Source organism: Ruegeria sp. N7, from assembly GCF_056531345.1.
Genome location: NZ_JBQFLR010000009.1, coordinates 108,720 through 132,459, shown reverse-complemented (window position 1 = coordinate 132,459; position 23,740 = coordinate 108,720). Strand labels below are relative to the sequence as shown.

Below are 23,740 nucleotides of genomic sequence, written 5' to 3'. Positions count from 1 at the left end.
ATGTATGTTGCTGTCAAAGGGGGCGAAAAAGCCATCGAGAACGCCCATGCCTGGCTGGCCGAAGAGCGCCGGGGTGCGACCGATGTGGCTGAACTGAGCCTTGCGCAGATCCGGGAACAGCTGAGCCTTGCAGTGAACCGGGTCATGGCGGAAGGTTCGCTATATGACCCCGACCTGGTTGCGCTGGCGATCAAGCAGGCGCGGGGCGATCTGATCGAGGCGATCTTTCTGATCCGCGCCTACCGCACGACGCTGCCGCGTTTTGGCTACTCCAATCCGGTCGAAACGGGTGAGATGGCCTGCGACCGCCGGATTTCGGCCACGTTCAAGGATGCGCCCGGAGGGCAGGTTCTGGGGCCGACTTTCGACTATACGCACCGTTTGCTGGATTTCAAACTGGCCGCGAATGGTGATGTCCCGAATGCTCCGGAAGGTCCTGCACGGCAGGAACCGACGCCGCATATCACCGAATTCCTGAAGGACGAGGACCTCATTCAGGACGAACCGGCAAGTGATGAACCCCCCGGCGACCTGACGCGCGAACCGATGGAATTCCCTGCCAGTCGCCCGTTGCGCCTGCAATCGCTGACACGCGGAGATGAGGGTTTCGTGCTGGGCATGGCCTATTCCACCCAACGCGGTTACGCGCGCAACCACGCGTTTGTGGGTGAATTGCGGATCGGCAAGGTTGCGGTTGAAATGGACATCCCCGAGTTGGGGTTTACCATCGATATCGGCGAGGTCGAACTGACCGAGTGTGAGACGGTGAACCAGTTCAAGGGTTCAAAAACCGAGCCGCCTCAGTTCACGCGCGGTTATGGTCTGGTCTTTGGTCAATCCGAACGAAAGGCCATCGCGATGGCTTTGGTTGATCGCGCGCTGCGGTGGAAGGAACTGGGCGAAGACTATCTGGGCGCGCCTGCGCAGGATGAAGAATTTGTTCTGAGCCACGCGGACAACATTCAGGCGACCGGTTTTCTCGAACACATCAAGCTGCCGCATTACGTGGATTTCCAGTCCGAGCTTGAACTGGTCCGCAAACTGCGCCGCGAGGCTGACGCGCGGATCACGTCAAAGGAGGCTGCGGAATGAAGGCTGTCGTTTTTGATATCGGCAACGTTTTGATCCAGTGGGATCCGCATTTGGCATGGCTGGATGAGATGGGTAGCCGCGAGGCGGTGGCAGAGTTTCTCACTCGTATCGATTTCCCCGAACGTAATCTGCGGGCCGATGGCGGTGAGGATTTCGCTGATCTGGCTGCTGAACTGGAAGATGCTGACGACCAGCGACGTCTGAGTTCTTATGTTGAGCGCTATGCCATGACCGTCCCACACAAGATCGAGGGAACTTGGCGATTGCTCCATCGTTTGAAAGAACAGGGCACCCCGGTTCATGCGATCACCAACTGGTCAGCGGAAACATGGCCCGTTGGTGTTGGTGTGCATCCTGAGCTGGGCGAGGTCTTTGGCGTGACCGTAGTGTCAGGTCAGGAAAAGCTTTTGAAACCGCAGCCCGAGATTTTCCGTCGGATGTGCGACCGGGCCGATCTTTCCCCTCAGAACTGTATCTTTGTCGATGATAGCCCAAGAAACGTGGATGGAGCCCGCGCCGTTGGCATGGACGCCATACATTTTACCAGCCCTCAGGCCTTTGAAGTAGCCTTAACTGCGCGGGGACTGCTATGAGCGCGTACAACTTTGCATATTTGGACGAACAAACCAAACGGATGATCCGCAGGGCCATCCTGAAGGGCCTAGCTATTCCAGGGTATCAGGTGCCCTTTGCCAGCCGTGAAATGCCGATGCCTTATGGCTGGGGCACCGGAGGGGTGCAGGTCTCGGCCGCGACGCTGACGCCTGAGGATACGCTCAAGGTCATCGATCAGGGTGCGGATGACACGACCAACGCAGTGTCGATCCGCAAGTTCTTTGAAAAGACCGCAGGTGTGGAGACGACCGAGGAAACCGAGAAGGCGACGGTGATCCAGACCCGCCACCGCATCCCCGAGGCGAAGCTGCGCGAAGATCAGATTATCGTTTATCAGGTGCCGATTCCGGAACCTCTGCGCTTCCTCGAGCCGCGTGAGACCGAGACACGCAAGATGCACAGCCTTGAAGAATATGGGCTGATGCATGTGAAGCTATATGAGGATATCAGCCAGCACGGGGCGATCTCGACCGCTTACGCCTATCCGGTGAAAGTGTCTGGCCGCTATGTGATGGACCCGTCCCCGATCCCGAAATTCGACAACCCGAAGCTTGAAATGGATGCAATCCAGCTGTTCGGTGCCGGGCGCGAGCAGCGCATCTACGCAGTGCCGCCACATACCAGGGTCGTGAGCCTTGATTTCGAGGATTACCCGTTCGAAGCCACCAAGGCCGATCATCCCTGTGACCTGTGCGGAGCCGAGGATAGCTATCTGGATGAAGTCATCATGGATGATGCGGGCAACCGAATGTTTGTCTGTTCGGATACCGATTATTGCCGGTCGCGCCGCGAAGCGGGCCATATGGGCCGACTGGCCGAGGAGAACGCGGCATGACCCCCCTGTTGCAAGTCAAGGGCATCGAAAAGCTCTATGGTGCGCGGATCGGATGCGCGGATGTGACTTTTGATCTCTACCCCGGTGAGGTGATGGGGATCGTGGGCGAAAGCGGGTCGGGCAAGTCGACCCTGCTGAATTGTCTGGCCGGTCATCTGGTGCCCGATGCAGGGCAGGTGATCTTTGACACGCGCGCGAACGGGCCGGTGGACACGGTAACCATGTCTGAGCCCGAACGCCGGATGCTGAGCCGTACCGACTGGGCCTTTGTGCATCAGCATGCACGTGACGGGCTGCGGATGTCAGTTAGTGCCGGAGGCAATATTGGTGAACGGCTGATGGCCGTGGGCGAGCGCCACTATGGTGACATCCGAGACAAGGCCATTGACTGGCTGGGCCGGGTCGAGATCGAGGCGGCGCGCGTTGTTGACCGGCCCACCGCGTTTTCGGGCGGAATGCAGCAACGTTTGCAGATCGCCCGTAATCTGGTGACTGGCCCGCGACTGGTGTTCATGGACGAACCGACCGGGGGGCTGGATGTCTCGGTTCAGGCGCGATTGCTGGACCTCTTGCGCGGCTTGGTGCGTGAAATGGGGCTGAGCGCGATCATCGTGACCCATGATCTTGCTGTGGTGCGTCTGTTGGCCGACCGGTTGATGGTGATGAAGGATGGTCATGTGGTTGAGGCCGGGCTGACCGATCAGGTGCTGGATGATCCCCAACACGCCTACACGCAACTGCTAGTGTCCAGCGTTCTGCAGGTTTGAGTATTTGGGAAAAGGTGAAGCAATGATTGAACTGATCAATGTGAGCAAAAGCTTTACCCTGCACAATCAGGGCGGTGCTGTTATCCCGGTGATGGAAGGCGCGTCGTTGAGGGTTGAACCGGGTGAGTGCGTTGCTTTGACCGGGGCGTCTGGCGCGGGCAAGTCCACGCTGATGCGCGTGATTTATGGCAACTACCTGGCGGCCTCTGGTCAGGTGCTGGTTGGAGGTCTGGACGTGGCAAAAGCCGAGCCGCGCCAGATCTTGACCCTCCGCCGGGAAACGCTAGGCTATGTCAGTCAATTCCTGCGGGTCGTGCCGCGTGTACCGACGCTGGACGTTGTGGCAGAGCCTTTGCTGGCCGTGGGTTGCGACAGAATTGAGGCGCTGGAGAAATCAGCCGGGTTACTGAGACGGCTGAACATTCCTGAGCGCTTGTGGACCCTGAGCCCCACAACCTTTTCGGGCGGCGAACAGCAGCGGGTGAACATTGCGCGTGGCTTTGCGCATGACTACCCGGCGATGTTGCTGGACGAACCGACGGCAAGTCTGGATGTGCAGAACCGCGAAACCGTGTTGTCGCTGATTGAAGAGGCAAAAGGGCGTGGCGCGGCGATTGTCGGGATATTCCACGACCTTGATGCACGTGAGAGTGTCTGTGACCGCGAAGTCAATGTCGCTGACTTCACACCGGAACTGGCGGCATGACACTTGCCCCTGTCATAGCGATTGTTGGCCCTTCGGGCGTTGGCAAGGACAGTGTCATGGAAGCGCTGGAGGCACAGGCACCTGGCGTCCGGCGCGTGCGGAGGGTGATCACCCGCCCCGCAGGTGAACAAGGCGAGGATTTTGACCGGGTTTCGGTTGCAGAGTTCCAGCAGATGGAACAGGCAGGCGCTTTTGCGCTGAGCTGGCCTGCACATGGACTGTTCTATGGTATCCCAGCCGAGATTTTGCGACAGCGTCAGGGGGCGAATGCGGTTCTGGTCAATCTTTCCCGCAGCGTTCTTTTGCAGGCGCAGAAGGTGTTTGGAGATCTGATTGTGATCTCTCTGACAGCAGATGCAGGGGTTTTGGCGCGGCGCCTGTCCGAGCGGGCACGGGAAAGCGCAGACGAGCAGGCGCGGCGGTTGTGTCGCGCCAAAGTGGCGTTGCCGGATGGTCTGAACCGGGTCATCCAAATTGACAATTCCGGCGCGCTGGAAGACACGGTTGCCGAAATCCTGCGCCGCCTTCAACCGGAAAGCGCGTAGCGATGGATCAGGTGAAACCGCCCTTCTTCCGCCTCGCCCATCAGGGCAAGATCAGTGATCTGGAAAGGTTGCGGCAGCAAGGGGCTCAGATGGGTGTGCAGTGCTTCTTGGGTTGCCCTGAGGGTTGGTTTGTCCAGTTTACCGCTGAGCGTGATGTGAAATCGAAACGCGTCCAGCACGTAGGGATAGCCCCATTGGATCAGATTGTCGTCCTGTTCGGGGGTCAGCCCGGCGGTGCGGCGGCGCGTCAGTTCGGCCTGAGTGGCAGGTGCGCGAAACCGGTCGAGGTCGCGAACACAGGCCGCTGCCAGCGCATTCAGCTCCTGCGTTTCACCCAGCGGGCGCAGCGCCAGAAACCGGCCAAGGCGGGCAATTTCCAGGCCGTCGAGAGTGACGGGCTGCTGGCGCGCAGCCAGCGCAATGCACGCCTGGTGCAATGCGTCAAAGGACAGGCCATCGCGCAACCGGAACGGCGGTTTCAGGGTCGCGTGCAGTCCGTATTTGCGCGGCACCTCAGTGACGGAGGCAATGTCGATGCCACCCATGATCGGATGCGCGACCTGCGTTCCCTTTGCCATGTCCCAGCCCAGCCAACTGGTCGCAAATTTCGTCCAGGCCGCCCCGGCGGGTGGCGCAAAATAGATCGCGTATCGCGTGAATGTCACATTGGCCTCCTATTAAGTGGCCTTCCAATACCTCAGATTGCGTGAAGTTCAGATGACAGAAGACTTGATCCTTGCCAATGCCACGCTTGTGCTGCCGAATGAAACCGTCACCGGCTGTGTTCGAATTGTGGGTGACACCATCATCGAAATTGATACCGGGCGTGCAGTTCCAGCAGGTGCGACAGATTGCGAAGGCGACTATGTCAGCCCCGGTCTTGTCGAGTTGCACACGGATAATCTTGAACGCCATATTCAGCCGCGCCCCAATGTGCATTGGCCCCATGCCGCCGCCATTCTGGCCCATGACGCGGAACTGGCCAGCGTGGGGATCACAAGTGTGTTCGATGCGATGCGGGTAGGTTCAATCCCCTCCGGTGCAGGACGGTACGGAAAATATGCCCGCGGCCTGTCGCGGGAGTTGTGGGATCTGCGCGAGCAGGATGCGCTCAAGATCAGCCATTTCCTGCATTTGCGGGCAGAGGTGTGTTCCGAGACACTGATCGAAGAACTGGACGAGTTTGGACCCGAGGACAGGGTTGGCCTTGTGTCCATCATGGATCACACCCCCGGCCAGCGTCAGTTTCGCGACATGGGCAAGCTGGAATCCTTTCTGAAGGGCAAATATGCCATGGACGATGATACGTTCTTTCAGCATGTGGCTCAGCTGAAAAGCCTACGGGATCGCAACGGTGATGTGCACGAGGTCGAAACCGTCAAGGCCGCGCGCCGATTTGGGGCCGTGCTTGCCAGTCATGACGATACGACCGAAGATCAGGTGAAGATCTCGGCAGGTCACGGCATTCGGCTGGCTGAGTTCCCCACAACGGTGGAAGCTGCGCGAGCGTGTCATGATCACGGTATCAAGGTCATGATGGGCGCGCCAAACGTTGTTCGCGGAGGCTCTCATTCCGGTAATGTTGCGGCCAGCGAATTGGCCGAGCTTGGGCATCTGGACGTAATGTCCTCGGATTACGTGCCGTCGGCCTTGTTATTGTCTGCGGTCATGCTGGGTGAAATGTGGGGCGATATGGCGCGTGGAATGAAGACCGTCACATTAGCCCCGGCGCAGGCCGCCGGGCTTGAGGATCGTGGCGAGTTGCGCGCCAATGCCCGCGCCGATGTTATCCGTTTCCGGATGCGCGCAGGTGTGCCAGCCCTCAACTCGGTTTGGGCGCGAGGTCGCCGCGTGGCGTAATCAGGCCGTATAGAACAGGTAACGGTCCGGTGCGATCGTCTCGGGCCCTTTGATCTGGTTGAAGCCGACAAGGGGCTGGCCGGATATCAACAACCCTCCGGGCTGCATGACCTGCGCGATCAACGGGCTGAGGCGTGCGGCCTCGGCCACATCTTCGTGTTTGATGCCACGTCCGAAATCATAATGCGCCAACGCGATCTTGTGCCCCTCGGCCATCAGTTTCCGCAGCATGGGTTCAGCTTCGCCTTGCAGGAAATCTTCGGCTGGTGGGGTGCTGTCAGGATGGCATTGCAGCACTCGATCCATCACCCAGATCCGGCGGTTCGGCAGGATCTCTCGCAGGTGGTCATAGGTGCGACCATTGCCCAGCCCCATATCCAGCACGTCGCCAGTTTGGTCACTGATCTGTTCGGCTGCCCAGTTCAGCCCGTCACGTTGGGCCGTCAGTCGGCGCAGCATGGAATCCAGTCGGCTCATGACGATGTCCTTATTCGTTCTTCGGTGCGACCCAGAGTGTGGCAGGACCGTCCAGCAGATGTTTCAACAACGCCTCGGTAAAGGCCCAGATGTCCTGATCATGGACCAGGTGATGGGTCAATACTCCAAACGGCTCGGCGTTGTCTGCGCGGCCTTCGCGCCTGTCCCGCAGGAGGTTAACTGTCTGAGCGATCAGGTGGTCCGGAGAGATCAGACCGCGTGAACCCCGCCAGCCAATCGGGTCAAGATGTGTGTTGACCTGCTCAAGCCCCGCAGCCGCCATTTCCGTTCTGCGGGGCGTTGCCGTGGAAAGAATTCGGTATCCCAGTGACGGAAGGTGTTCGATGACTTCTGGTGCAATGCGGTTCCACGGAGGGACAAACATCGGCCGCAGGGTGTTGCCGAACAAGGCGTCAAGGCATGACAATCCTGCCGCAGCATCCGCAACAACCTCGTCCAGCGGACGGTTGAGACGAAACTCGGCTTTCTTCTCACCGGCAGGCGCATGGTTCTTGTGGGACCACCCGTGGACCACAGGGATGAGAGTTTCGCCGCGCACAACATAGTCAGCCAGCGCAGGGGTTGCCGCATGGGGAATGACGGCCAGATGTACCGGCAGGCCCAACTGCGCGGCCAGATCGGACAGCCGGTCCAACTGTGGTGTCGGGTCGATCGCGTCATCGTCTCGCCACCACAACGGCAACGAAAGGCCCGCTGCATGCCAATGGGTCAGCTCGACCTCAAGTGGGTGCCAGTCCGGGTTCATTTACGCCGTTCCAGCAGGTGCTTGGCGATCTCCACGGTTTGGGCCGCGCCATCAAATCCGAAGTCCTGCTGCGCGCGGGGTCCATCTGAAATGACGCGCTCTACGGCCTGCGCCAACGCCTGCCCGCTCAGGGTTCGGCTGAGAAGCACCTCGATGGCTGGCAAACTCGACAGGCTTTGCCCACGCAGCCCCTGTTCAACCTCTTTGCCATCATCGAATGGGACAAAAACAGCGGGTGTTCCGCTTTGCAGAATATCCATGGCGGTGTTGTAGCCGCACATGCTGACCGATGCCGCTGCATGGGGCAGCATCTGGCGAAAATCGGGGCGCACAGGTTCCAGAATTGCCGAGGTTTCTTCAGCCAGTTGGGACAGCTCTGCGATCCTTGCCTTGGCATCCGTCCCGCCGATCAACAGGCGCCAGCGCCTGTTGGGCATCTGGCGGGCGGCCTCGATGGCCGCGCGAAAGATCGGTTGCCCCACAGAACCGCCGCCGGCGCTGACAAGGATTTCGCTCTGCCCAACGGACTGCGGATGCGGTAGAGGCAGTTCCGGCGCCACAAAGCCGGTATAATGCAGCCGTTCCGCCAATCGGTCCGACACCGGCCAACTGACCGAAAGCGGTGTGACACTTTCGGTCGAGTGAACAAGAATGCCGTCATAAAAGCGGGTGACGATATCTTCTGTCCGCTGGGCCTTGGCAGGTTTGGAAGGCGGGGCCAGAATATCCCGGATCGATCCCAGGATGATCGGAGGCCGAGGCAGGACCCGTGCCGCATTCAGGGCCGCGTCGAACTCCGCTGCCAGCGACCGGCGACCAAAGGGGTAAAGCTCGGTTACCAGGATTTGCGGCTGAAAGCTGTTTACCGCCTGCACCATGGCTGTCACACGCGCGCGCTGATAATCCGCGTCAGCCTCGACGCCGCTTTCAGTCAGAAGCCGGGTGAAATTGGTTCCATCTGATCTGAGTGGCGGCAAACCGAACAGGGTTAGCCCGCTGCTGTCCAGTTGAGGCGCAGGCATCCCGCCCGAGACGACCATGACTTGGTGGCCGTCATCCCGGAACGCCCGGCCCAACGTCAGGGCCCGGCTTAGATGCCCTGTTCCCAAAAGGTGCGTGACAACGATCATCACCTTCATGGCATCGGCCCATGTTTGATCAGGCGAACGGGGTCCGGGTCTGCGGTCATTGTGTCCATATCAACGATATACAGCCGATTGCGCTTGATCTTGAAGGGGGCGGGACCATCAAAATCCCAACCCCACGCCTGGGCGAGAATGACCCGCATGATGCCAATATGGCAGACCGCGACTGTATCCTGTCGCAGTCCGGACACCCAGGGGCGCAGCCTGGTCCAAACCTCGGCAGGGCTTTCACCGTGAGGCGGGCGAAATTCCCAGCTCCAGTCTTCGATATGGCGATACCCGCTGGTTTCATCGGCGATCAGGTCGACACCTCGAAGCCCCTCCCAGTCGCCCCAATTCATTTCAATCAGCGCGTCCGAGGTTTTCGTTGCGCGCCCAGACACGATCCGCGCCGTTTCACTGGCGCGCAGCAACGGGCTGGACCAGATATCAGCGGCGGCCCATGGGTCAGGCAAGCGATACCCGGCCAGTTCAGACCGCGCGTCCTCATCCAGCGGAATATCACTGCGCCCCTGAATGCGCCCTGCGCGGTTCCAGTGGGTATGCCCGTGGCGAAGCAGTGCAAGACGGGTCATGATACATCCTTCAACAAGGGCCGAAGATGCGCCCACAATCGCTCGGTCGCCTGAGGCATAAGATGGCGCCGTGCCACATAGCTGCGCGCATTCGCCCCAAGCGCACGGCGCTGCGCGGTATCCTCCAGCAGGTTTTGCATGTGATCAGCAAGCCCTTTGGCCCCAGCATCAACCGATGGGTAAACCGCAGGTGCCAGCACATCCCGAACGCCGGGGCGGTCCTGTGCGATCACGGGCAGGCCTGTCGCCTGCGCCTCAAGGTAGACCATCCCATAGGCTTCGTTCACGCCCGGCCAGACAAGCAGGGATGCGTGTTGGTAGATTTTCTGCAAGGCCGCCCGGTCGAGCTGGCCCAGAAAGTGCACCCGGCTTCCGAACGGCACCATCAACGCTTCAACATCCGGCCGCGCCGGACCGTCCCCCGCGATGTTCAGGTTCCAGTCACATGTCAGGTGCGAAAGGGCCTCGGCCAAAATCCGGTAGGACGCCAGCTTGTCCCCATGCCGCATCATTCCGACAGTAAGCATGGGGCCGTCCCCGGCCGTAGCCACAGGCAACACGGTTTCAGGCAGAAATGGCGGCAATTCAACCAGTGCCTGCTTGCCAAAACGGTCCCGTTCCAACGTAATCAGGTCATTGGCTGTGTGGTAGAAAATGATATCCGCTGCATCACACGCCTGATGCGCTGCTTGGGCGAAATCGGCCCACGGCCCGTTCAGCCTGCTTGATGCACGCGTGCTTTCCAGTTGCACATACGGGATGCCGCGCGCCTGGCAGACCTTGGGGCCCAGCAGGTCGGGTGCCTTGTAGTAATTGTGATAAGTCACCCACAGATCTGTATCAAAGGGCAATTCGGCGCTCAGCCGCTGTGCTTCAATCTCAGCCGCGCGAACAAGGGTTCTCTGTAGGTCCCTGTCCCCGTTCTTGTCGTAGACGCGCAGGTCCGAAGCCAGTTCGACCTTATTCCCCTGCGCCGCCAAGGCCAGCATCAGGTTTCGCGCCATTTCGCGATCGCCCGAGGGTTTCTGGCTGCCGGGAGATTTCATTGGCGCATAAAACGCAACCCGCGCCATTACGCGTCTTCCATGCTCAGGGTTTTCAGCCGTGCCGACAGCCGTGCAATACCAGGGTCCATTCGAAAATCTGCAATCAGACGGTCATAGGCTGCACGCGCCATAGTTGCTTCCGTTTCCGGATCAGCGGCCAGAGCTGAAATGGCCGAAGCCAATGCAGCCGGGTCGTCATCAGACAATACGCCATGCGTTCCGGATTGGATGAATTCCGGGATTGCCGAAACCGGTGTCGACAGGATCGGCAATAGCTGGGACGCGGCCTCCATCAACACGTTCGGCAATCCGTCACGATCCCCGTCCGCAGCAATACGGCTGGGCAGGACAAACAGGTCGGCCCTGCGCATGGCTTCGATCACCTCCGGCTGATCGCAGGCCCCCCTCCAGGTGATGCGGTTCGCGATACCAGCAGCGCGCGCCTGTGTGTGCAGAGTGTCCCCAAGACCCCCGCCGCCAATGTGGGTCCAATGCCAGTTCAGGTTTTCCGGCAGCAGTGTGAAGGCCGCAATAAGACGGTCAAAGCCCTTCTTTTCAACCAGTCGTCCAACGGAAATCATGTGAAACGGATCGCCAGCGGCGCGTATCCTGCGTTTTGGCGGTTCGGGGAAGCGCGACAGGTCCAGACCGTGATAGATAAGCTCCACGCGGTTGGGGTCATCAGCGAGGCTGCGCAGGTGTTCCGCGCCGATTGCCGTGCAGGTGGCCCCGAAAGCGGCCCCATACGTTGCGGCCTGCAGCTTTTCACTCTTTTCCCAATCCGGCGAGGTCCAGATGTCCTTGGCATGGGCAGAAAAGCTCCATGGCAGACCGCGCATGATGGCCGCATACCGGGCGACCGACGAGGGGGTGTGCATGAAATGGGCATAGAGCCCCTGCGTCTGGGCGGGTAACTCAGCGGCCAGAACACATGCTTGCCCGAAGCGGCGGATGCGGTTCGGCGTGGGATCGCGGCGCAGGTCGTGCCGCCAGATCTTGTAGGCTTCGGCATAGCCGGGCAGGTCCTGGGCGGCAGCGCGGGCCGCCCACACTCTCTGTGGCTCTTCATGCAGGTATTCCGGCAGATAGCGAACCTGCCCTGCGAAACGGTCGTGCAAAGGGTGACGTTTGGTGTCGGTCGGATGGCGCAGAGACCAGATGTCAAATCGGTGCCCGGCTTCCTGCAAGGCAACAAGTTCCTGCGCGATAAATGTTTCGGACAGTCGCGGCCAGCCTTTGACCACAACCGCCAGATTGGGAGAGGCCGAGTTCATCCAGTGGCTCGTTTCTGTTCCCGTGTCAGCAGGCTGTCAATGCGGTCGGTGACATAGTCCAAACCATCCAGCAATCCGCTTTGGATGGCCTGCGACGGCACTGATTGGTGCGGCAGGTTGCGGATGGCACGGATCATTGCGTCGGGTGTCAGGCTGTCGCGTTGTTCGTCCAGCATCTTGACCAGCCCCAGCTCTTCTGCGCGTGAGGCCCGTATCCACTGTTCCAGACGGGGTGTGGTGCGTGGAACGATGACGGCCCGTTTGTCAAAGGACAGGACCTCGCAAAACGTGTTGTAGCCGCCCATGCAGACCACGCCTTCGGCCCCGGCAAACAGCGTTTCGATCTGCGATTCAAATCCAACCGCGGTTACACGACCATTCAATGCGGCAACCCGTGCTTCGAATTCATTCCTCAATTCACCCGACAGGAATGGGCCATAGACCAGCACGGCACGCGGCGACAGGTCTGGGTCTTTCTCGTAGGCGGACAAGACGAGGTTGACCAACGCCTTGCCATCGCCCCCGCCGCCGGGTGTGATCAGGATATAGGGTTGCTGAGGCGGTTCCCCGATCGGGCCGAGGTCGCGGCGCAGATATCCCGTCCAGTGAATGCGGGATCGCGCTGACGCGCTTAGCGGCAAGCCTTGCGTCGGGTCATAGATCGACTGTGATCCATAAACCCAAATCTCATGATAGAACCGCTCGGTCGCTTCGATGGCTTCTTTGCGCGCCCACTCGGCGGCCAGTACTTCGGGTTCGTCCAGCACATCACGCAGACCCAGAACCAGTTTCGTTCCGCAATGGCGTTCAAGGTATTTCAGTGTCGGCACCAGCTCACCCCGGAACCCTGTCGGTTCCTTGTCGACGACCAACACGTCGGGGTCGAATTGCTGAACCGCAGTCTGGATCAATCCCGCGCGCAATTCGGTTACTTCGTCGATCCCCATTCCGATTGTACGCGCGGCATACGATCCGTCCGCGCGCTTGGTCACACCGGGCAGGCGCACATGGTCAACGCGGCGGGGAAAGGTAAAACGGCCTGCCACGGGCGAACCCGTCAGGATCAGCGCCGAGGCGCTTGGGTCCGCCTGCGTGATTGCCGCAGCCAAGGCGCGGGACCGGCGCAAATGCCCCAGACCGAACGTGTCGTGGCTGTAAAACAGGATACGCGGCGCGCGGTCCGGTTTAGAATTGGTTGTGCCAAGGCTCATAGTGTTGCCCGTCTTCTTGATCCCAGAGCGAAATCCGCGCGTTCGCAAGCGTTACTGTATATTTCAATCCCACGCTTGCCAAAGGCGGATTTGCGCACTTGCAAATGTTTCAAGCATTGCGATTTGGCAACAGCGTATTGACTGTTTCGCGACATATCGCACCACCGCCAGACAAGATCGCCTAATGAGAACGATGAAGACAATCGAGGCCGACCAGAAACCTTTGCTTGGTCATATTCAATTATTGAAAGATTGAAAACACCTGCGCTCATCAGAGTGCGCCAAGAACACGTCCAAACACGATATTGAGACGGTTCGATGCGAGTATTTGAACTGCTTGAAACGCTTCTGTAATCTGACCAATATCGGCAAAAACTGGATGCACGACCCAATGCGAAATAACTTTCTGGCCGCATTTTTTTTGGCGTTTTGGGCCATTTTCCTGAGCATTTCCACTGGTGCATTGGCGCAGTCATCTTTGATTCCCGGATATCCTTCAGGGTCGGGCACTTCGTCCGAGGCCGACAAGGAAAGTGATCTGGCCGCTGCAATCCGCGCGGCCAGCGATGCGGGCGCAAGTGTCATTGTCATCGACAGTGCCGGTCAGGTTGTGACAACGGCAGGCGGAAAGGATGCAGGTTCGGGGGGCGCAGACAGCGATTCGAGCAACCCAATGGGTGACGGTTCGCAACTGATGAAGGCGCAAGAGCGGTTCTCGAAGTTCCGTGAGTCGATGCAATCGAGGCTCGAGGCGCTGCCCTATTCTATTTTTGAAGTACAATACATCCTGCGCCAGACCAGCCCGGATGGCCGAATCCAGACCTATGTCGAGGTGTTGGGCTGGAATATCCTGTTCCTGTTACTTGGGCGGTGGCTGTCGATCGAGATTTACGGGAAACGGTTCGCGCGCCGCTGGGTGGTGGCGCGGATCAAGGACGAACCACAGGGTTATCGGGAAAAGATGCCGTTCCTGCTGTTCCGGTTCCTGATGGGGATCGGTGCTACGGTCTTTGCAATGATCATGGCTTTGATCGTCGGGTATCTGATCTTTGGCGAGGCCGAGGATATCTCGGTCCAGTTCACGATCACCGCCATCTTTACGGCTTTTTTCCTGTCGCGCACGGTGTCGGACCTGTGGCGCATGGTCCTGTCGCCTTATCTGAGCCAATATCGATTACCGCCCTTTTCGGACAAGAATGCGCGCAGGCTGTACATCTGGGCGTCCGTGCTGGCGACCTATGATATTTCGGTCGTCCTGTTTTCCACCTGGGTCGCGGATTTTGGACTGAACTACAACGTCTACGCCATGGTGTATGGCGGTCTGACAATGCTGGGCGCGCTGGGCAACATACTAATGATCCTGTTCAACGCCCGTGCAATCTCGAACGCGATCCGGGGTGGGCGGGCATCCGAACAGGTGTCATGGCTTTTGCGGTTTGTGTCCTTCGGCTGGGCACCGGCGTTGATCATCTATGTCGTGTTCAGCTGGTTCCGTCTGGCTGTTGATCTGGCGCTGGAGCATCCGACGCCGCTGCCGCTGATTGCAAGCAGCTACATGATCTTCATGTCCGTGGTCGTGGCCTATGGTGCAATGAACTATCTGCTGGAGCGATATTTTGACCGCTCGCGCATGATTAGCGAAATAAACGGGGAAGCCGCCGCAGCGGAAGAAGGCGTCATGGCGACGGATATACCCGAGCCCGAACAACCGAAGCAGCATCTTCTGACTTATGAAGACCTGGCCCGCCGGGTAGCCGGAATTCTGGCTTTCGTGCTCGGGGCTTATGCGCTTGTCGTGATATGGTACCCGAACGCGGACTGGAGCGAGGATCTGCCGGTTGAACGTGCGCTGGATGTGATGGTTGTCCTGTTCATCGGGTACATCCTGTTTCACTTCTTTCGGATTTGGATCGACAGCAAAATCGCTGAAGAATCCGACGATGGCACCGAGGTTGAACTGGGCGACGAAGGTGGCGAAGGCGGGCAAAGCCGTCTGGCAACGTTGTTGCCGCTTTTCCGGGGCGCAATTCTGGCCGTTGTCGTGGTTACAATCGTTCTGATAGTCCTGATGGAACTGGGTATTAACGTCAGCCCGCTGTTTGCGGGTGCCGGTGTGGTTGGTTTGGCCGTGGGGTTCGGGTCACAAACGCTGGTGCGCGACATTTTTTCCGGCGCATTCTTCTTGTTGGATGATGCGTTCCGGAAAGGAGAATATATCGACATTGGGGATGTGAAAGGCACGGTCGAGAAAATCTCGGTCAGGTCCATGCAACTGCGCCACCATCTGGGTGCGCTGAACACCATCCCCTTTGGCGAGATCAAAGTGCTGACCAACTACTCGCGCGATTGGGTAATCATGAAGCTGCCGCTGCGCGTGACCTATGACACCGATGTCGAGAAGGTCCGCAAACTGATCAAGAAACTGGGACAGGAGTTGTTGACCGATCCTGTAATCGGAGACAATTTCATCCAGCCGCTGAAGTCGCAGGGCGTGATCGAGATGCAAGATTCGGCGATGATCATCCGGGTCAAGTTCATGACGAAACCGGGTGATCAGTGGCTGGTTCGCAAAAAGGTCTATCAGGACATACGCGAGTTGTTCGCGCGCGAAGGGATCAAGTTTGCACATCGCGAAGTCACTGTAAGATTGGCAGATGGGAAAGAGGCGGAAGACCTGACACCAAAACAGCGTGAAGCCGTAACGGGGGCTGTTCAGGCTGCGATTGACGAGGATTATCTAGACGATATCGGACCAGGCGGTGACGACCGTTAGCAAGGCCTTCCGACGCTCTGAATTGCGCCTCGGATGAGGTGCCACCGACAGCGTGAGGTCCGGCTGCGCGTTTCGCGCGACGGTTGGGTCAGTTGGAAGTGAAGGGCCAGACCGGTTCGGATGTGCCCAGTTTCGACGCGGGTAAATCCCATTGTAGCACAGTGTCACCGAGGCTAAGCGCTGGTTTGAGACGGTGCCCCGGTCCCCAGCCCGAAGCTTCTGTCGCAGGAGAGTAATCCGTGGGCGTCGGAGTAATGGTCTCTGCCTCGACGTCGTCTTTGCCGAGAACCGCCAAAAGCTCGGCGGTGCGGGCAAGGGACAGATGAGCATGCATAATGGAATTGCCCGACGCGGCCTCGGCCAGAGCAGAAAGAATGGCGGCGGCCATCAGGTAGCCGGTTGCGTGGTCCAAAGCTTGTACCGGCAATGGCGTCGGTTTGTCGGCGTCAGCCCACTCCATGGCCGCATGCGCAATTCCCGCGCTCATCTGGACAAGACTGTCAAACCCGCGCCGGGTCGACCAGGGGCCTTGCCAGCCATAGGCATTCAGCGTCACCTCGACCCTGTTCGGTGCCAGTTCATCGCGCTTGGCGCGGGTCAGGCCAAGTGCGTCCAAAGCGCCGGGCCGGTACCCATGAACGAATACATCCGCTTGGGGCAGAAGTTCTTGCAGCCTTTCCATGTCGTTGGTCGATTTCAGATCGAGATAAGCACAGTGTTTGCCTAGTGAAATGTCAGGGATCACGCCGGGTTCGTCCCAACCGGGCGGATCGATCCGCAAAACCTCGGCCCCGAAACCGGCCAATGTGCGTGTCGATACCGGACCTGCCAGAACGCGCGTCAGGTCAAGAACCCGCAACCCGGCAAGAGGTCTTGCAGGGGTTGCCTGCGGCCTCTCGCGTAGCTTGACGTACCGGGGGCCTTGCCAACCAATCAACGGATCGCGCGATACAGCGCGGCCCTGCGGATGTTCAAGCCACTCGGTCCGGCTGCGCATGGCAGCGGCCACACCGCCTTCGGCCACAATATCGGTTTCCAAATCGGATATGGCCCGGGTTCTGACGGCTTTTGTCACAGCTTCACGCTCTGGCGGGGTGCCAAGAACCTTCATCGCTGCCGCGCGATGGCGCGGCAGGTTGGTGTGCAGCCTGATCCAGCCATCTGACGCCCTGTAATCCCCCGCGACCGAATCCCACAGGTTTGGCATTTCCCAGCCGTCGGGCTTGAAGGAATAGCCGAACCACAACGATGCCAGCCGATGGTCGACGGCGATCTCGGGGGCTTTCTGGGTCAGGTTCAGCGCCTGCATAAAGCGGGCCATCTCTTGCCCAACGGCTGCAAAGCTGGCTGTCGCCAGTTCGGAGACGGCAAAAGCACTTGGCAGAGCGCCTGTGCCGACCTTGCGATATCGGTCGACGGCGGGAAGGGTGGCAAGAAGGCTCATTGCTGATAAGGGTCAAGGCTGTCGCGCAACCCGTCACCCAGAAAGTTGAAAGCCAGTACGATCACGATGATCGGAAGCATCGGGATTGCCGTCCAGGGGTAGATCTCAATCGATGCGAGGTTTTGCGCGTCATTCAGCATCACACCCCAACTGACCGCTGGTGCACGAAGGCCCAGGCCAAGAAAGCTAAGCGCCGTTTCCCCAAGTATCATTGCCGGGATCGACAGGGTGGCTGATGCAATCAAATGAGACATGAAATTCGGCAACAAGTGCTTACGGATCACCCGGCCCGAGCTTGCACCCATCATTTCTGCCGCACGAACGTATTCTTCCTCGCGTAGTGACAGGAACTTTGCACGAACTGAACGCGCCAGTCCTGGCCAGTCGAGGATGCCGAGGATGATCGAAATGATGAAGAATACGGCAACCGGGCTCCAGTTCGATGGCACGGCGGCAGACAGTGCCAGCCACAGCGGCAATTCCGGCAGCGAACGCAGAATTTCGATGACCCGGTTGATGACCCAGTCGATGCGGCCACCGAAATAGCCGGCCATCGAACCGAACAGGATACCCAGAAAGAATGATACCGAAATACCGATCAGCCCCACGGTCAGCGACAGCTGCGCCCCATAGAGGATGCGGCTGAAGATATCGCGACCCAGCCTGTCGGACCCCCAGAGGAACAAGGTGGCACCATCCGGCGCGCAGAAAAGATGCCTGTCTGTCTTGATAAGACCCGCAAGTCGATATTCGGACCCTTCACAGAAGAACCGGATCGGGCGCGGGTCGTCAGTGTCAGGGACGAACTTCCACTGGAAGGTTTCCAGATCCGCCTCGGCGACGATTGGAAAAACATGGGGGCCGATAAAAGCGCCTTCGTAAAACCAGTTCACCGATTGCGGTGGCGCATACAGATGCTCTCCGTTCCGGTCATTCGGGCCATACGGCGCGATGAAACCGGCAAATGGGAGCATCAGGTAGCACATTAGCAGGAAGATGCCCGAGATCAGACCCAGCTTATGCGTGCGGAACTTGCGCCAGACCAATACCCAGTTGGGGGCATCCAGATCGGCGCGTTCCAGTTGCTGTATCGACGCCTGCGGATCAAACGGCGCGTCATCGACGTAGCGGTTGTCAGGAGTATCGGTCATGCTTCGCGCCCCTCATATCGTATGCGGGGATCCAGCATCACCAGCAGAATATCCGAGATCATCGTGCCGATAAGCGTCAGCAGCGCGACAAACATCAGGATAAACGCGGACAGGAATTGGTCCTGCGTTTTCAGTGCTGTCAGCAAAGTCGGCCCGATGGTTTGCAAGCCCAGAACGACTGACACCAGAACCGATCCCGACACCATAGATGGCAGAAGGTTACCGATATCCGCAACGAACGGGTTGAATGCCACGCGCAACGGATATTTCGTCAGCATCCGCGACGGCGCCATACCTTTGGCAATGGCCGTTTCCACATAGGGTTTCCCCAGTTCATCGAGCATATTTGCCCGCAGGCGCTGCATCATCGCCGATGCGCCCGAGGTTCCGATGACAAAAGTCGGAACGATCAGGTGGATGAGAATAGATTTCATCTTGTCCCAACTCAGCGGCTGACCTTCGAATTGCGGATCCATCAGGCCGCCGATAGGCAGGTTGAAATACCGATGCCCGTAGTAGAATAGGATCAGGGCCAACAAAAAGTTGGGTGTCGCTAGCCCCAGATAACCCACAAAGGCCGAGGTATAATCAATCCATGTCCGTGATCGCGCCGCAGCAATAACACCCAGGGGAAGAGCAACGGCATAAACAAACAGGATCGCGGCCAGGTTGACGACGACCGTCAGCCAAAGCGTGTCGCCCACGATTTCAGATACAGGCCGGTCGAACTCAAATGACCAGCCGTAATTACCTTGGATCAGACCCGAAAATCCGTGCGGTCCCGGCCAGAAGCCCACCCAGATCAGGTACTGTTCCCACATCGGGCGATCCAGAGCGTACTCGGCGCGCAGAAACTCGGCCTTGGCGACACCTGCTGACTGGCCCGAGGCCTGAAGCTCGGCAATCTGGTTGCTCAGGTAATCACCGGGCGGCAGGTTGATGATTATGAAAATCAGGACCGAGACCACCAACAATGTCAGCAGCATCGTGAAAAAGCGATACACCGCATAGCGCAGCATGACCATTTAGCTGCTCCTGCTTAGTCGGCGAAAAAGAACTCGTCCGGGCGGTGAACGCCGAAATGCGCACCGGGCTCCCATGCCCACATGGCCTGTTCCGGCACATTGCGCAGACGGTTCGACACGACAATCGGTTGGGGTGCTCCGTTCAGGATACCGATGGCATAAAGCTGGTCGGCGTGGATTCTCAGCATCTCAGTCCAGACTTCCTTGCGTTCGTCATCGGTAGTTGCGACCTCCCAGTCATGGGCCAGTTGCATCAGGCGTTCTGCCTCGGGCATGTCGGGGGCTTCCCCGGCTTCACCACCTGTCTGATAAAACTGGCCCCATTTTGGCCAGGCCAAGAAGACCTGATCGGTGGGTGCCAGATACGCCGGGGACGTGTGCGCCTGCGGGATACCGTCATCCCACCCATACCAGACCGATGCCATCGAGTTACCTGCAAACACCCGGTTGCGCAGGATATCGCGATCCAACGGGCGCATGACCAGCTTGACCCCGATCTCGCGCCAGGTGTCAGTAACGATCTGAAGGGCGTTTTCAACCTCTTGCCGCTCGCCAGCGGTTTCGATCACCAGCTCCATTGGGCGCCCGTCCGGTAGCAGGCGAATACCGTTCTTGTCGCGCTTGGTCAGGCCGACCTCATCCAACAACGCATTGGCCTGGCCGACATCGTAACCGGCCCATGCGGTGGCATTCTTCTCATCATAAAAGGGCGAGGCAGGCAGAACCGACATTGCGCCGGGATGCGCAAGCTTGAAATACAAAGCCTGGTTGATTGTCTCGCGGTCGATGGCAACGGACAGGGCGCGCCGTACACGGACGTCACGCAGCACATCGCGCCAGACGTCATCCTCGAAATTGAGGTTCGGATAGATCGCGATTTGCGACGCAACGCCGGTTTTCCACAGCAATGTCTTGTAGCCGCCTTGCGCTTCGCCTTTTTTCAGGATCGAAGCGTCGCGGAAATCCAGACCCCGGCCTTGCAGGTCGCTTTCCCCTGCATTGGTTTTGGCAGCGACCAGACCGGGGGCAACGATCTCCATCTCGACCACATCGATATAGGGCAGTTGAACCCCTTTGCTGTCGATACGGTGGTAATAGGGGTTACGTACGAAATTGTGGCGGATTTTCTTGCCGGAACTTGCGTTCAGCCACGGCTGCAACGTGGGCAATTCGTGATTGTCAAACTTGTACAGGTTGTCGAGCTTGTTGTGCAGCGCGGCCCAGCTTTTGACGCGGGCATCGTCGACCAGAAAGGCAAGTTCCTCGGGGTCGGCATATTTCTCGTGATATCGTTTCAGGAAAGCTGCTGGGCGATAGATAAAGGGTGGTCGTGCCTGAGCCAGCGATTGTAGAAAACCCGGGTTAGGGTCCTCCCATTCGAAAATTACCGTGGTTTCATCCGGGAAGGTAACGGTGGGTGATTTGCCTTCGACAATCAGAAAATCCGGCGGGCCTGACGGGCTGAGCAATTTGTTGTTGGCAACGTCTTCCCACCAATAGCGGAAATCTTCCGACGTAAACGGAGAACCGTCTGACCATTTGTGCCCTTCGCGCAGTTTCAGGGTGAACTTGCGGCCGTCTTCGTTTTCAAACGACGCCAGCAAATCGGGGATAATCTTGTAGTTCTGGTCGAATCCGACCAGCCGGGCATAGCCATAGACAACCATCTGGCGGATATCTTTGGACCGCGTGATCATGGTGCGCAGGGTGCCGCCCTGTTTGCCGAACTCGCGACCCTTTGCTGCCAGATCTACAATCAGCGGGTCCGCTGGCAGGCGCTCCTGAACGGGTGGCAGATTGCCCGCTTCTACTTCTGCGTTCCAGAACGCGCTTTCCTGCGGCGTCGGGATTGTCTCTGCCGTGGCGGGCAGCATCCCGATGAGCGCCAGCGAAGCGGCCAGGATCAGGGGGCGAGTGGTCTTAAACATGGCAACGTACCTTATGGCCCGGTTCCAATTCCACCAATGAGGGTATCACGGTGTCCGAGAAACGAAAGGCTTCATCCCAACTGTCCGGCGCGCCGGCGCCCAAGGAAACCACTTGCAGGTCGATCGGGCGATTGATGTCGGGTTCGGGTTGAGCGGCAATCAGCGCTTTGGTGTAGGGGTGGCGCGGATTGTAGAAAAGAGTTTCGGGTGGTGCTTGCTCGACGATCAGGCCGCGACGCATCACGGCAACTTCGTCGGCGATCCGCGCGACCACAGCCAGATCGTGCGAGATGAACAGATAGGACAGGTTCAGGCTGTCCTGTAGATTTTCCAACAGGGTCAGAATCTGCTCTTGCACCGATACATCCAGCGCCGAGGTGGGTTCGTCACACACGATGAGCTGCGGGTCGAGCATCATGGCGCGGGCTATCGACAGACGTTGTCGCTGCCCCCCCGAAAAGGCGTGTGGATAGCGTTTCAGCATGTCGGCTGTCAGGCCGACGCGCTGCAACATCTCGGCGGCCTTGTCGCGCTGCTCGGCCGTTGTTCCGATACGGTGAATTTCCAACGGCTCGGTCATCGCGTCCTGAATGCGCATCCGCGGGCTGAGCGAGCTGTAGGGATCCTGAAACACCATCTGCGCATTGCGCTGAAACGCCGTGCGCTGGGCGCGGGTCATGTTGTGCACTGTGATAGGATCGGCATTCGGCACGGTGCGAAACAGGACTTCTCCACCGGGATCGGGCAGTTCCGCACCCAATGCGATCCGCGCGGCTGTTGTTTTACCTGATCCGCTTTCACCGACAATGGCCAGCGTCTTGCCGCGTGCCAAATTCAGATCGACCCCTTTGCACGCATAGATTTCCTTGTCGGCCTGCCACCCTTTGCTGGACCGCATCGTGTAGGTTTTGGAGACACCCTTCATCTGAAGGATCAGATCGTCGTCCGGCATCGGTATACCCACAGCATCCTGGTCTGGAATTTCCGGCGCCGCATCAAACAGTTGTTTGGTATATGGATGCGCGGGGGAGGTCAGGATTGGTGCGGCCGGGCCAGCCTCCATGATGCGGCCCTTGTGCATGACTACAACCTGTTCTGCCATGTTGGCAACCACGCCCAGATCATGGGTCACCAGAATAAGCGCCATGCCGGTCTCGCGCTGCAATTCCTTGATCAGCCCCAAAACCTGCGCTTGCGTGGTCACATCCAGCGCGGTGGTGGGCTCGTCCGCGATCAGCAACTCGGGTTTGGATACCATGGCCATCGCAATCATGGCGCGTTGGCGCATTCCGCCCGACAGTTCGAATGGGTAGGAGTCATAGGCACGCTGTGGATCTGGAAAGCCCACGCGCTCGAACTGCGTCAGGACCTTTTTGCGCGCCTCAGACTCAGATAGCCCGCGATGCAGCCACAGGACTTCACTGACCTGATTCCCAATCTTGTGCAGAGGTGACAGTGATCGCATAGGCTCCTGAAAGATCATCGAAACGCGATTGCCACGGATGCCGCGCATTTCCCGCTCGGTGACCGCTGTCAGGTTACATGTGCCCTTGGAATCATTCAGAGTTATCGTGCCGCTGCGTATCTGGGCCGTTCGCGGCAGAATCCGCAAGACGGCCCGGCACGTGATGGTTTTACCCGATCCCGATTCACCGACCAGCGCCAAGGTTTCCCCTGGTTTGACATCGAAATTCACATCCGTGACCACGGAACTGCCCGCACCAAAGCCGATGCTGAGGTCTCTGACGCACAACAACGCGCTCATGCAGGTTTTCCAACCGTTTGGCCGCTTGGTGACATCGGTCGTTTCAACTCCCCGTGATTTTTTCGTCAGTGTCGCGCGGTTCCGCATGTCTAGTCAAACCCGTTCTTGGGCTGAAATGTCGCGAAAATGTGAAACTTTGGGCTTCGTCGCTACACAAAGTCTTGAGAATTTGTCATCTAAGGCGGTGTCGGGGGCATCTATGCTTTCGATTGGTATCAAGGAGATATTTGCCGGTGTCCAAGAATCAAAGCCGTCTGGACTTGTTTATCGATCGTATGGTGTCGCAGCGCGCCTGCCTGGATCACGCGATTGCGCAAACGGCAGGCATGGCTGGCCCGGTGTTTGAACTGGGGTTGGGCAATGGGCGCACCTATCATCATCTTGTGCAGCATATCGATGGACGTCCTGTCTTTGTTTTCGAACGCGCGGTGGCTTCGCACCCTGATTCAACCCCGCCCGAGGATCGGGTGATCTTGGGGGATGTGCGCGAGACGCTGCCAGCGGCGGTCGACAGGTTTGGACCGACAGCAAGCCTGATTCATGCAGACCTTGGGGGGCATAATCGCGAAAAGAACGACATCTTTGCGCGGCTTGTTTCCCCGTTGATCGAGCCCTTGCTGGCACCGGGTGGATTAATGGTTTCAAGTGACCGGATGTATTTCGAGGCGCTGGAGGAAATGCCGTTGCCCGAGGGTGCCGTCGAAGGGCGCTGTTTCATCTATCGGCGTTGACCAGAGAGA

The 23,740-nt window shown here is 58.7% G+C and carries 22 protein-coding genes; 9 read left to right on the top strand and 13 right to left on the bottom strand.

The window, feature by feature from the left end; genetic code table 11:
• Genes ACR0ES_RS12225 through phnN form a run of 6 tightly spaced genes read left to right on the top strand, consistent with a single transcriptional unit; the run spans position 1 to position 4,560 of the window.
• Positions 1-1,092 carry a carbon-phosphorus lyase complex subunit gene (locus ACR0ES_RS12225; protein ID WP_480870837.1) on the top strand — a complete coding sequence of 364 codons (1,092 nt, stop codon included), beginning with the start codon at positions 1-3 and terminating at the stop codon, positions 1,090-1,092.
• On the top strand, positions 1,089-1,685 hold the full coding sequence (locus ACR0ES_RS12220; RefSeq protein ID WP_480484063.1) for an HAD family hydrolase: 597 nt from the start codon (positions 1,089-1,091) through the stop codon (positions 1,683-1,685). Before ACR0ES_RS12225 ends, ACR0ES_RS12220 begins: the two co-directional genes overlap by 4 nt.
• Complete coding sequence (locus ACR0ES_RS12215) at positions 1,682-2,542, top strand: alpha-D-ribose 1-methylphosphonate 5-phosphate C-P-lyase PhnJ (RefSeq protein WP_480484062.1); 861 nt, start codon at positions 1,682-1,684, stop codon at positions 2,540-2,542. Before ACR0ES_RS12220 ends, ACR0ES_RS12215 begins: the two co-directional genes overlap by 4 nt.
• Positions 2,539-3,309, top strand: coding sequence for a phosphonate C-P lyase system protein PhnK (gene phnK / locus ACR0ES_RS12210; RefSeq protein ID WP_480870835.1), 771 nt, complete (start codon positions 2,539-2,541; stop codon positions 3,307-3,309). Before ACR0ES_RS12215 ends, phnK begins: the two co-directional genes overlap by 4 nt.
• A 22-nt stretch (positions 3,310-3,331) precedes the next feature.
• Positions 3,332-4,015, top strand: a complete 684-nt coding sequence (phnL, locus tag ACR0ES_RS12205) for a phosphonate C-P lyase system protein PhnL (protein WP_480507121.1) — start codon at positions 3,332-3,334, stop codon at positions 4,013-4,015.
• A complete protein-coding gene (gene phnN, locus ACR0ES_RS12200; protein ID WP_480507120.1) occupies positions 4,012-4,560 on the top strand; it encodes a phosphonate metabolism protein/1,5-bisphosphokinase (PRPP-forming) PhnN in 549 nt (182 codons plus the stop codon). The genes phnL and phnN overlap by 4 nt, the downstream gene beginning before the upstream one ends.
• Here the strand turns inward: phnN and ACR0ES_RS12195 are convergent.
• Entirely contained in the window at positions 4,542-5,225 is a 684-nt protein-coding gene (locus ACR0ES_RS12195) for a DUF1045 domain-containing protein (RefSeq protein ID WP_480870834.1), read from the bottom strand. The two genes, phnN and ACR0ES_RS12195, sit on opposite strands and share 19 nt — an antisense overlap.
• Before the next feature lie 52 nt (positions 5,226-5,277).
• Between ACR0ES_RS12195 and ACR0ES_RS12190 the strand changes: the two genes are divergently transcribed.
• Positions 5,278-6,420 carry an alpha-D-ribose 1-methylphosphonate 5-triphosphate diphosphatase gene (locus ACR0ES_RS12190; protein ID WP_480870832.1) on the top strand — a complete coding sequence of 381 codons (1,143 nt, stop codon included), beginning with the start codon at positions 5,278-5,280 and terminating at the stop codon, positions 6,418-6,420.
• On the opposite strand, the gene ACR0ES_RS12185 is transcribed toward ACR0ES_RS12190, so the two are convergent.
• Genes ACR0ES_RS12185 through ACR0ES_RS12155 form a run of 7 tightly spaced genes read right to left on the bottom strand, consistent with a single transcriptional unit; the run spans position 6,421 to position 12,914 of the window.
• Positions 6,421-6,897, bottom strand: coding sequence for a class I SAM-dependent methyltransferase (locus ACR0ES_RS12185; RefSeq protein ID WP_480484057.1), 477 nt, complete (start codon positions 6,895-6,897; stop codon positions 6,421-6,423).
• Positions 6,898-6,907: 10 nt separating this feature from the next.
• The gene (locus ACR0ES_RS12180) at positions 6,908-7,663 is read right to left on the bottom strand and encodes a polysaccharide deacetylase family protein (RefSeq protein WP_480870830.1); all 756 of its coding nucleotides are present in this window, start codon (positions 7,661-7,663) and stop codon (positions 6,908-6,910) included.
• Positions 7,660-8,802 carry a glycosyltransferase family protein gene (locus ACR0ES_RS12175; protein WP_480870829.1) on the bottom strand — a complete coding sequence of 381 codons (1,143 nt, stop codon included), beginning with the start codon at positions 8,800-8,802 and terminating at the stop codon, positions 7,660-7,662. Before ACR0ES_RS12175 ends, ACR0ES_RS12180 begins: the two co-directional genes overlap by 4 nt.
• The gene (locus ACR0ES_RS12170; protein WP_480870827.1) at positions 8,799-9,383 is read right to left on the bottom strand and encodes a histidine phosphatase family protein; all 585 of its coding nucleotides are present in this window, start codon (positions 9,381-9,383) and stop codon (positions 8,799-8,801) included. The genes ACR0ES_RS12175 and ACR0ES_RS12170 overlap by 4 nt, the downstream gene beginning before the upstream one ends.
• Positions 9,380-10,456 (bottom strand): glycosyltransferase family 4 protein, encoded by a 1,077-nt coding sequence (locus tag ACR0ES_RS12165; protein ID WP_480870825.1) that lies wholly within the window; start codon positions 10,454-10,456, stop codon positions 9,380-9,382. Before ACR0ES_RS12165 ends, ACR0ES_RS12170 begins: the two co-directional genes overlap by 4 nt.
• Positions 10,456-11,703: a glycosyltransferase family 4 protein gene (locus ACR0ES_RS12160; RefSeq protein ID WP_480870823.1), complete on the bottom strand. Its 1,248-nt coding sequence runs from the start codon at positions 11,701-11,703 to the stop codon at positions 10,456-10,458. The genes ACR0ES_RS12165 and ACR0ES_RS12160 overlap by 1 nt, the downstream gene beginning before the upstream one ends.
• Complete coding sequence (locus ACR0ES_RS12155) at positions 11,700-12,914, bottom strand: glycosyltransferase family protein (protein WP_480870821.1); 1,215 nt, start codon at positions 12,912-12,914, stop codon at positions 11,700-11,702. The genes ACR0ES_RS12160 and ACR0ES_RS12155 overlap by 4 nt, the downstream gene beginning before the upstream one ends.
• 391 nt (positions 12,915-13,305) lie before the next feature.
• Here ACR0ES_RS12155 and ACR0ES_RS12150 point away from each other — a divergent pair, with 391 nt between their 5' ends.
• A complete protein-coding gene (locus tag ACR0ES_RS12150) occupies positions 13,306-15,687 on the top strand; it encodes a mechanosensitive ion channel domain-containing protein (RefSeq protein ID WP_480870819.1) in 2,382 nt (793 codons plus the stop codon).
• 88 nt (positions 15,688-15,775) lie between these two features.
• On the opposite strand, the gene ACR0ES_RS12145 is transcribed toward ACR0ES_RS12150, so the two are convergent.
• Genes ACR0ES_RS12145 through ACR0ES_RS12125 form a run of 5 tightly spaced genes read right to left on the bottom strand, consistent with a single transcriptional unit; the run spans position 15,776 to position 23,000 of the window.
• Positions 15,776-17,131, bottom strand: a complete 1,356-nt coding sequence (locus ACR0ES_RS12145) for a CoA transferase (protein ID WP_480870817.1) — start codon at positions 17,129-17,131, stop codon at positions 15,776-15,778.
• On the bottom strand, positions 17,128-18,282 hold the full coding sequence (locus tag ACR0ES_RS12140) for an ABC transporter permease (RefSeq protein WP_480484049.1): 1,155 nt from the start codon (positions 18,280-18,282) through the stop codon (positions 17,128-17,130). Before ACR0ES_RS12140 ends, ACR0ES_RS12145 begins: the two co-directional genes overlap by 4 nt.
• Positions 18,279-19,307, bottom strand: coding sequence for an ABC transporter permease (locus ACR0ES_RS12135; protein WP_267363792.1), 1,029 nt, complete (start codon positions 19,305-19,307; stop codon positions 18,279-18,281). The genes ACR0ES_RS12140 and ACR0ES_RS12135 overlap by 4 nt, the downstream gene beginning before the upstream one ends.
• 14 nt (positions 19,308-19,321) lie before the next feature.
• Positions 19,322-21,235: an ABC transporter substrate-binding protein gene (locus ACR0ES_RS12130; protein ID WP_480870815.1), complete on the bottom strand. Its 1,914-nt coding sequence runs from the start codon at positions 21,233-21,235 to the stop codon at positions 19,322-19,324.
• Positions 21,228-23,000 carry an ABC transporter ATP-binding protein gene (locus ACR0ES_RS12125; protein ID WP_480870813.1) on the bottom strand — a complete coding sequence of 591 codons (1,773 nt, stop codon included), beginning with the start codon at positions 22,998-23,000 and terminating at the stop codon, positions 21,228-21,230. The genes ACR0ES_RS12130 and ACR0ES_RS12125 overlap by 8 nt, the downstream gene beginning before the upstream one ends.
• A gap of 233 nt (positions 23,001-23,233) precedes the next feature.
• On the opposite strand from ACR0ES_RS12125, the gene ACR0ES_RS12120 reads away from it, so the two are divergent.
• Entirely contained in the window at positions 23,234-23,731 is a 498-nt protein-coding gene (locus ACR0ES_RS12120; RefSeq protein WP_480870811.1) for a class I SAM-dependent methyltransferase, read from the top strand.
• Positions 23,732-23,740: the final 9 nt, after the last annotated feature.

Excerpts from the sequence above, each read along its gene's own strand:
- phnK (WP_480870835.1), top strand. The coding sequence starts at position 2,539 with ATGACCCCCCTGTTGCAAGTCAAGGGCATCGAAAAGCTCTATGGTGCG.
- ACR0ES_RS12165 (WP_480870825.1), bottom strand. The coding sequence starts at position 10,456 with ATGGCGCGGGTTGCGTTTTATGCGCCAATGAAATCTCCCGGCAGCCAG.
- ACR0ES_RS12135 (WP_267363792.1), bottom strand. The coding sequence starts at position 19,307 with ATGGTCATGCTGCGCTATGCGGTGTATCGCTTTTTCACGATGCTGCTG.
- phnN (WP_480507120.1), top strand. The coding sequence starts at position 4,012 with ATGACACTTGCCCCTGTCATAGCGATTGTTGGCCCTTCGGGCGTTGGC.
- ACR0ES_RS12145 (WP_480870817.1), bottom strand. The coding sequence starts at position 17,131 with ATGAGCCTTCTTGCCACCCTTCCCGCCGTCGACCGATATCGCAAGGTC.
- ACR0ES_RS12190 (WP_480870832.1), top strand. The coding sequence starts at position 5,278 with ATGACAGAAGACTTGATCCTTGCCAATGCCACGCTTGTGCTGCCGAAT.
- ACR0ES_RS12215 (WP_480484062.1), top strand. The coding sequence starts at position 1,682 with ATGAGCGCGTACAACTTTGCATATTTGGACGAACAAACCAAACGGATG.
- ACR0ES_RS12220 (WP_480484063.1), top strand. The coding sequence starts at position 1,089 with ATGAAGGCTGTCGTTTTTGATATCGGCAACGTTTTGATCCAGTGGGAT.
- ACR0ES_RS12130 (WP_480870815.1), bottom strand. The coding sequence starts at position 21,235 with ATGTTTAAGACCACTCGCCCCCTGATCCTGGCCGCTTCGCTGGCGCTC.
- ACR0ES_RS12180 (WP_480870830.1), bottom strand. The coding sequence starts at position 7,663 with ATGAACCCGGACTGGCACCCACTTGAGGTCGAGCTGACCCATTGGCAT.
- ACR0ES_RS12225 (WP_480870837.1), top strand. The coding sequence starts at position 1 with ATGTATGTTGCTGTCAAAGGGGGCGAAAAAGCCATCGAGAACGCCCAT.
- ACR0ES_RS12185 (WP_480484057.1), bottom strand. The coding sequence starts at position 6,897 with ATGAGCCGACTGGATTCCATGCTGCGCCGACTGACGGCCCAACGTGAC.
- ACR0ES_RS12140 (WP_480484049.1), bottom strand. The coding sequence starts at position 18,282 with ATGACCGATACTCCTGACAACCGCTACGTCGATGACGCGCCGTTTGAT.
- ACR0ES_RS12150 (WP_480870819.1), top strand. The coding sequence starts at position 13,306 with ATGCGAAATAACTTTCTGGCCGCATTTTTTTTGGCGTTTTGGGCCATT.
- ACR0ES_RS12160 (WP_480870823.1), bottom strand. The coding sequence starts at position 11,703 with ATGAACTCGGCCTCTCCCAATCTGGCGGTTGTGGTCAAAGGCTGGCCG.
- ACR0ES_RS12175 (WP_480870829.1), bottom strand. The coding sequence starts at position 8,802 with ATGAAGGTGATGATCGTTGTCACGCACCTTTTGGGAACAGGGCATCTA.
- ACR0ES_RS12125 (WP_480870813.1), bottom strand. The coding sequence starts at position 23,000 with ATGAGCGCGTTGTTGTGCGTCAGAGACCTCAGCATCGGCTTTGGTGCG.
- ACR0ES_RS12170 (WP_480870827.1), bottom strand. The coding sequence starts at position 9,383 with ATGACCCGTCTTGCACTGCTTCGCCACGGGCATACCCACTGGAACCGC.
- phnL (WP_480507121.1), top strand. The coding sequence starts at position 3,332 with ATGATTGAACTGATCAATGTGAGCAAAAGCTTTACCCTGCACAATCAG.
- ACR0ES_RS12155 (WP_480870821.1), bottom strand. The coding sequence starts at position 12,914 with ATGAGCCTTGGCACAACCAATTCTAAACCGGACCGCGCGCCGCGTATC.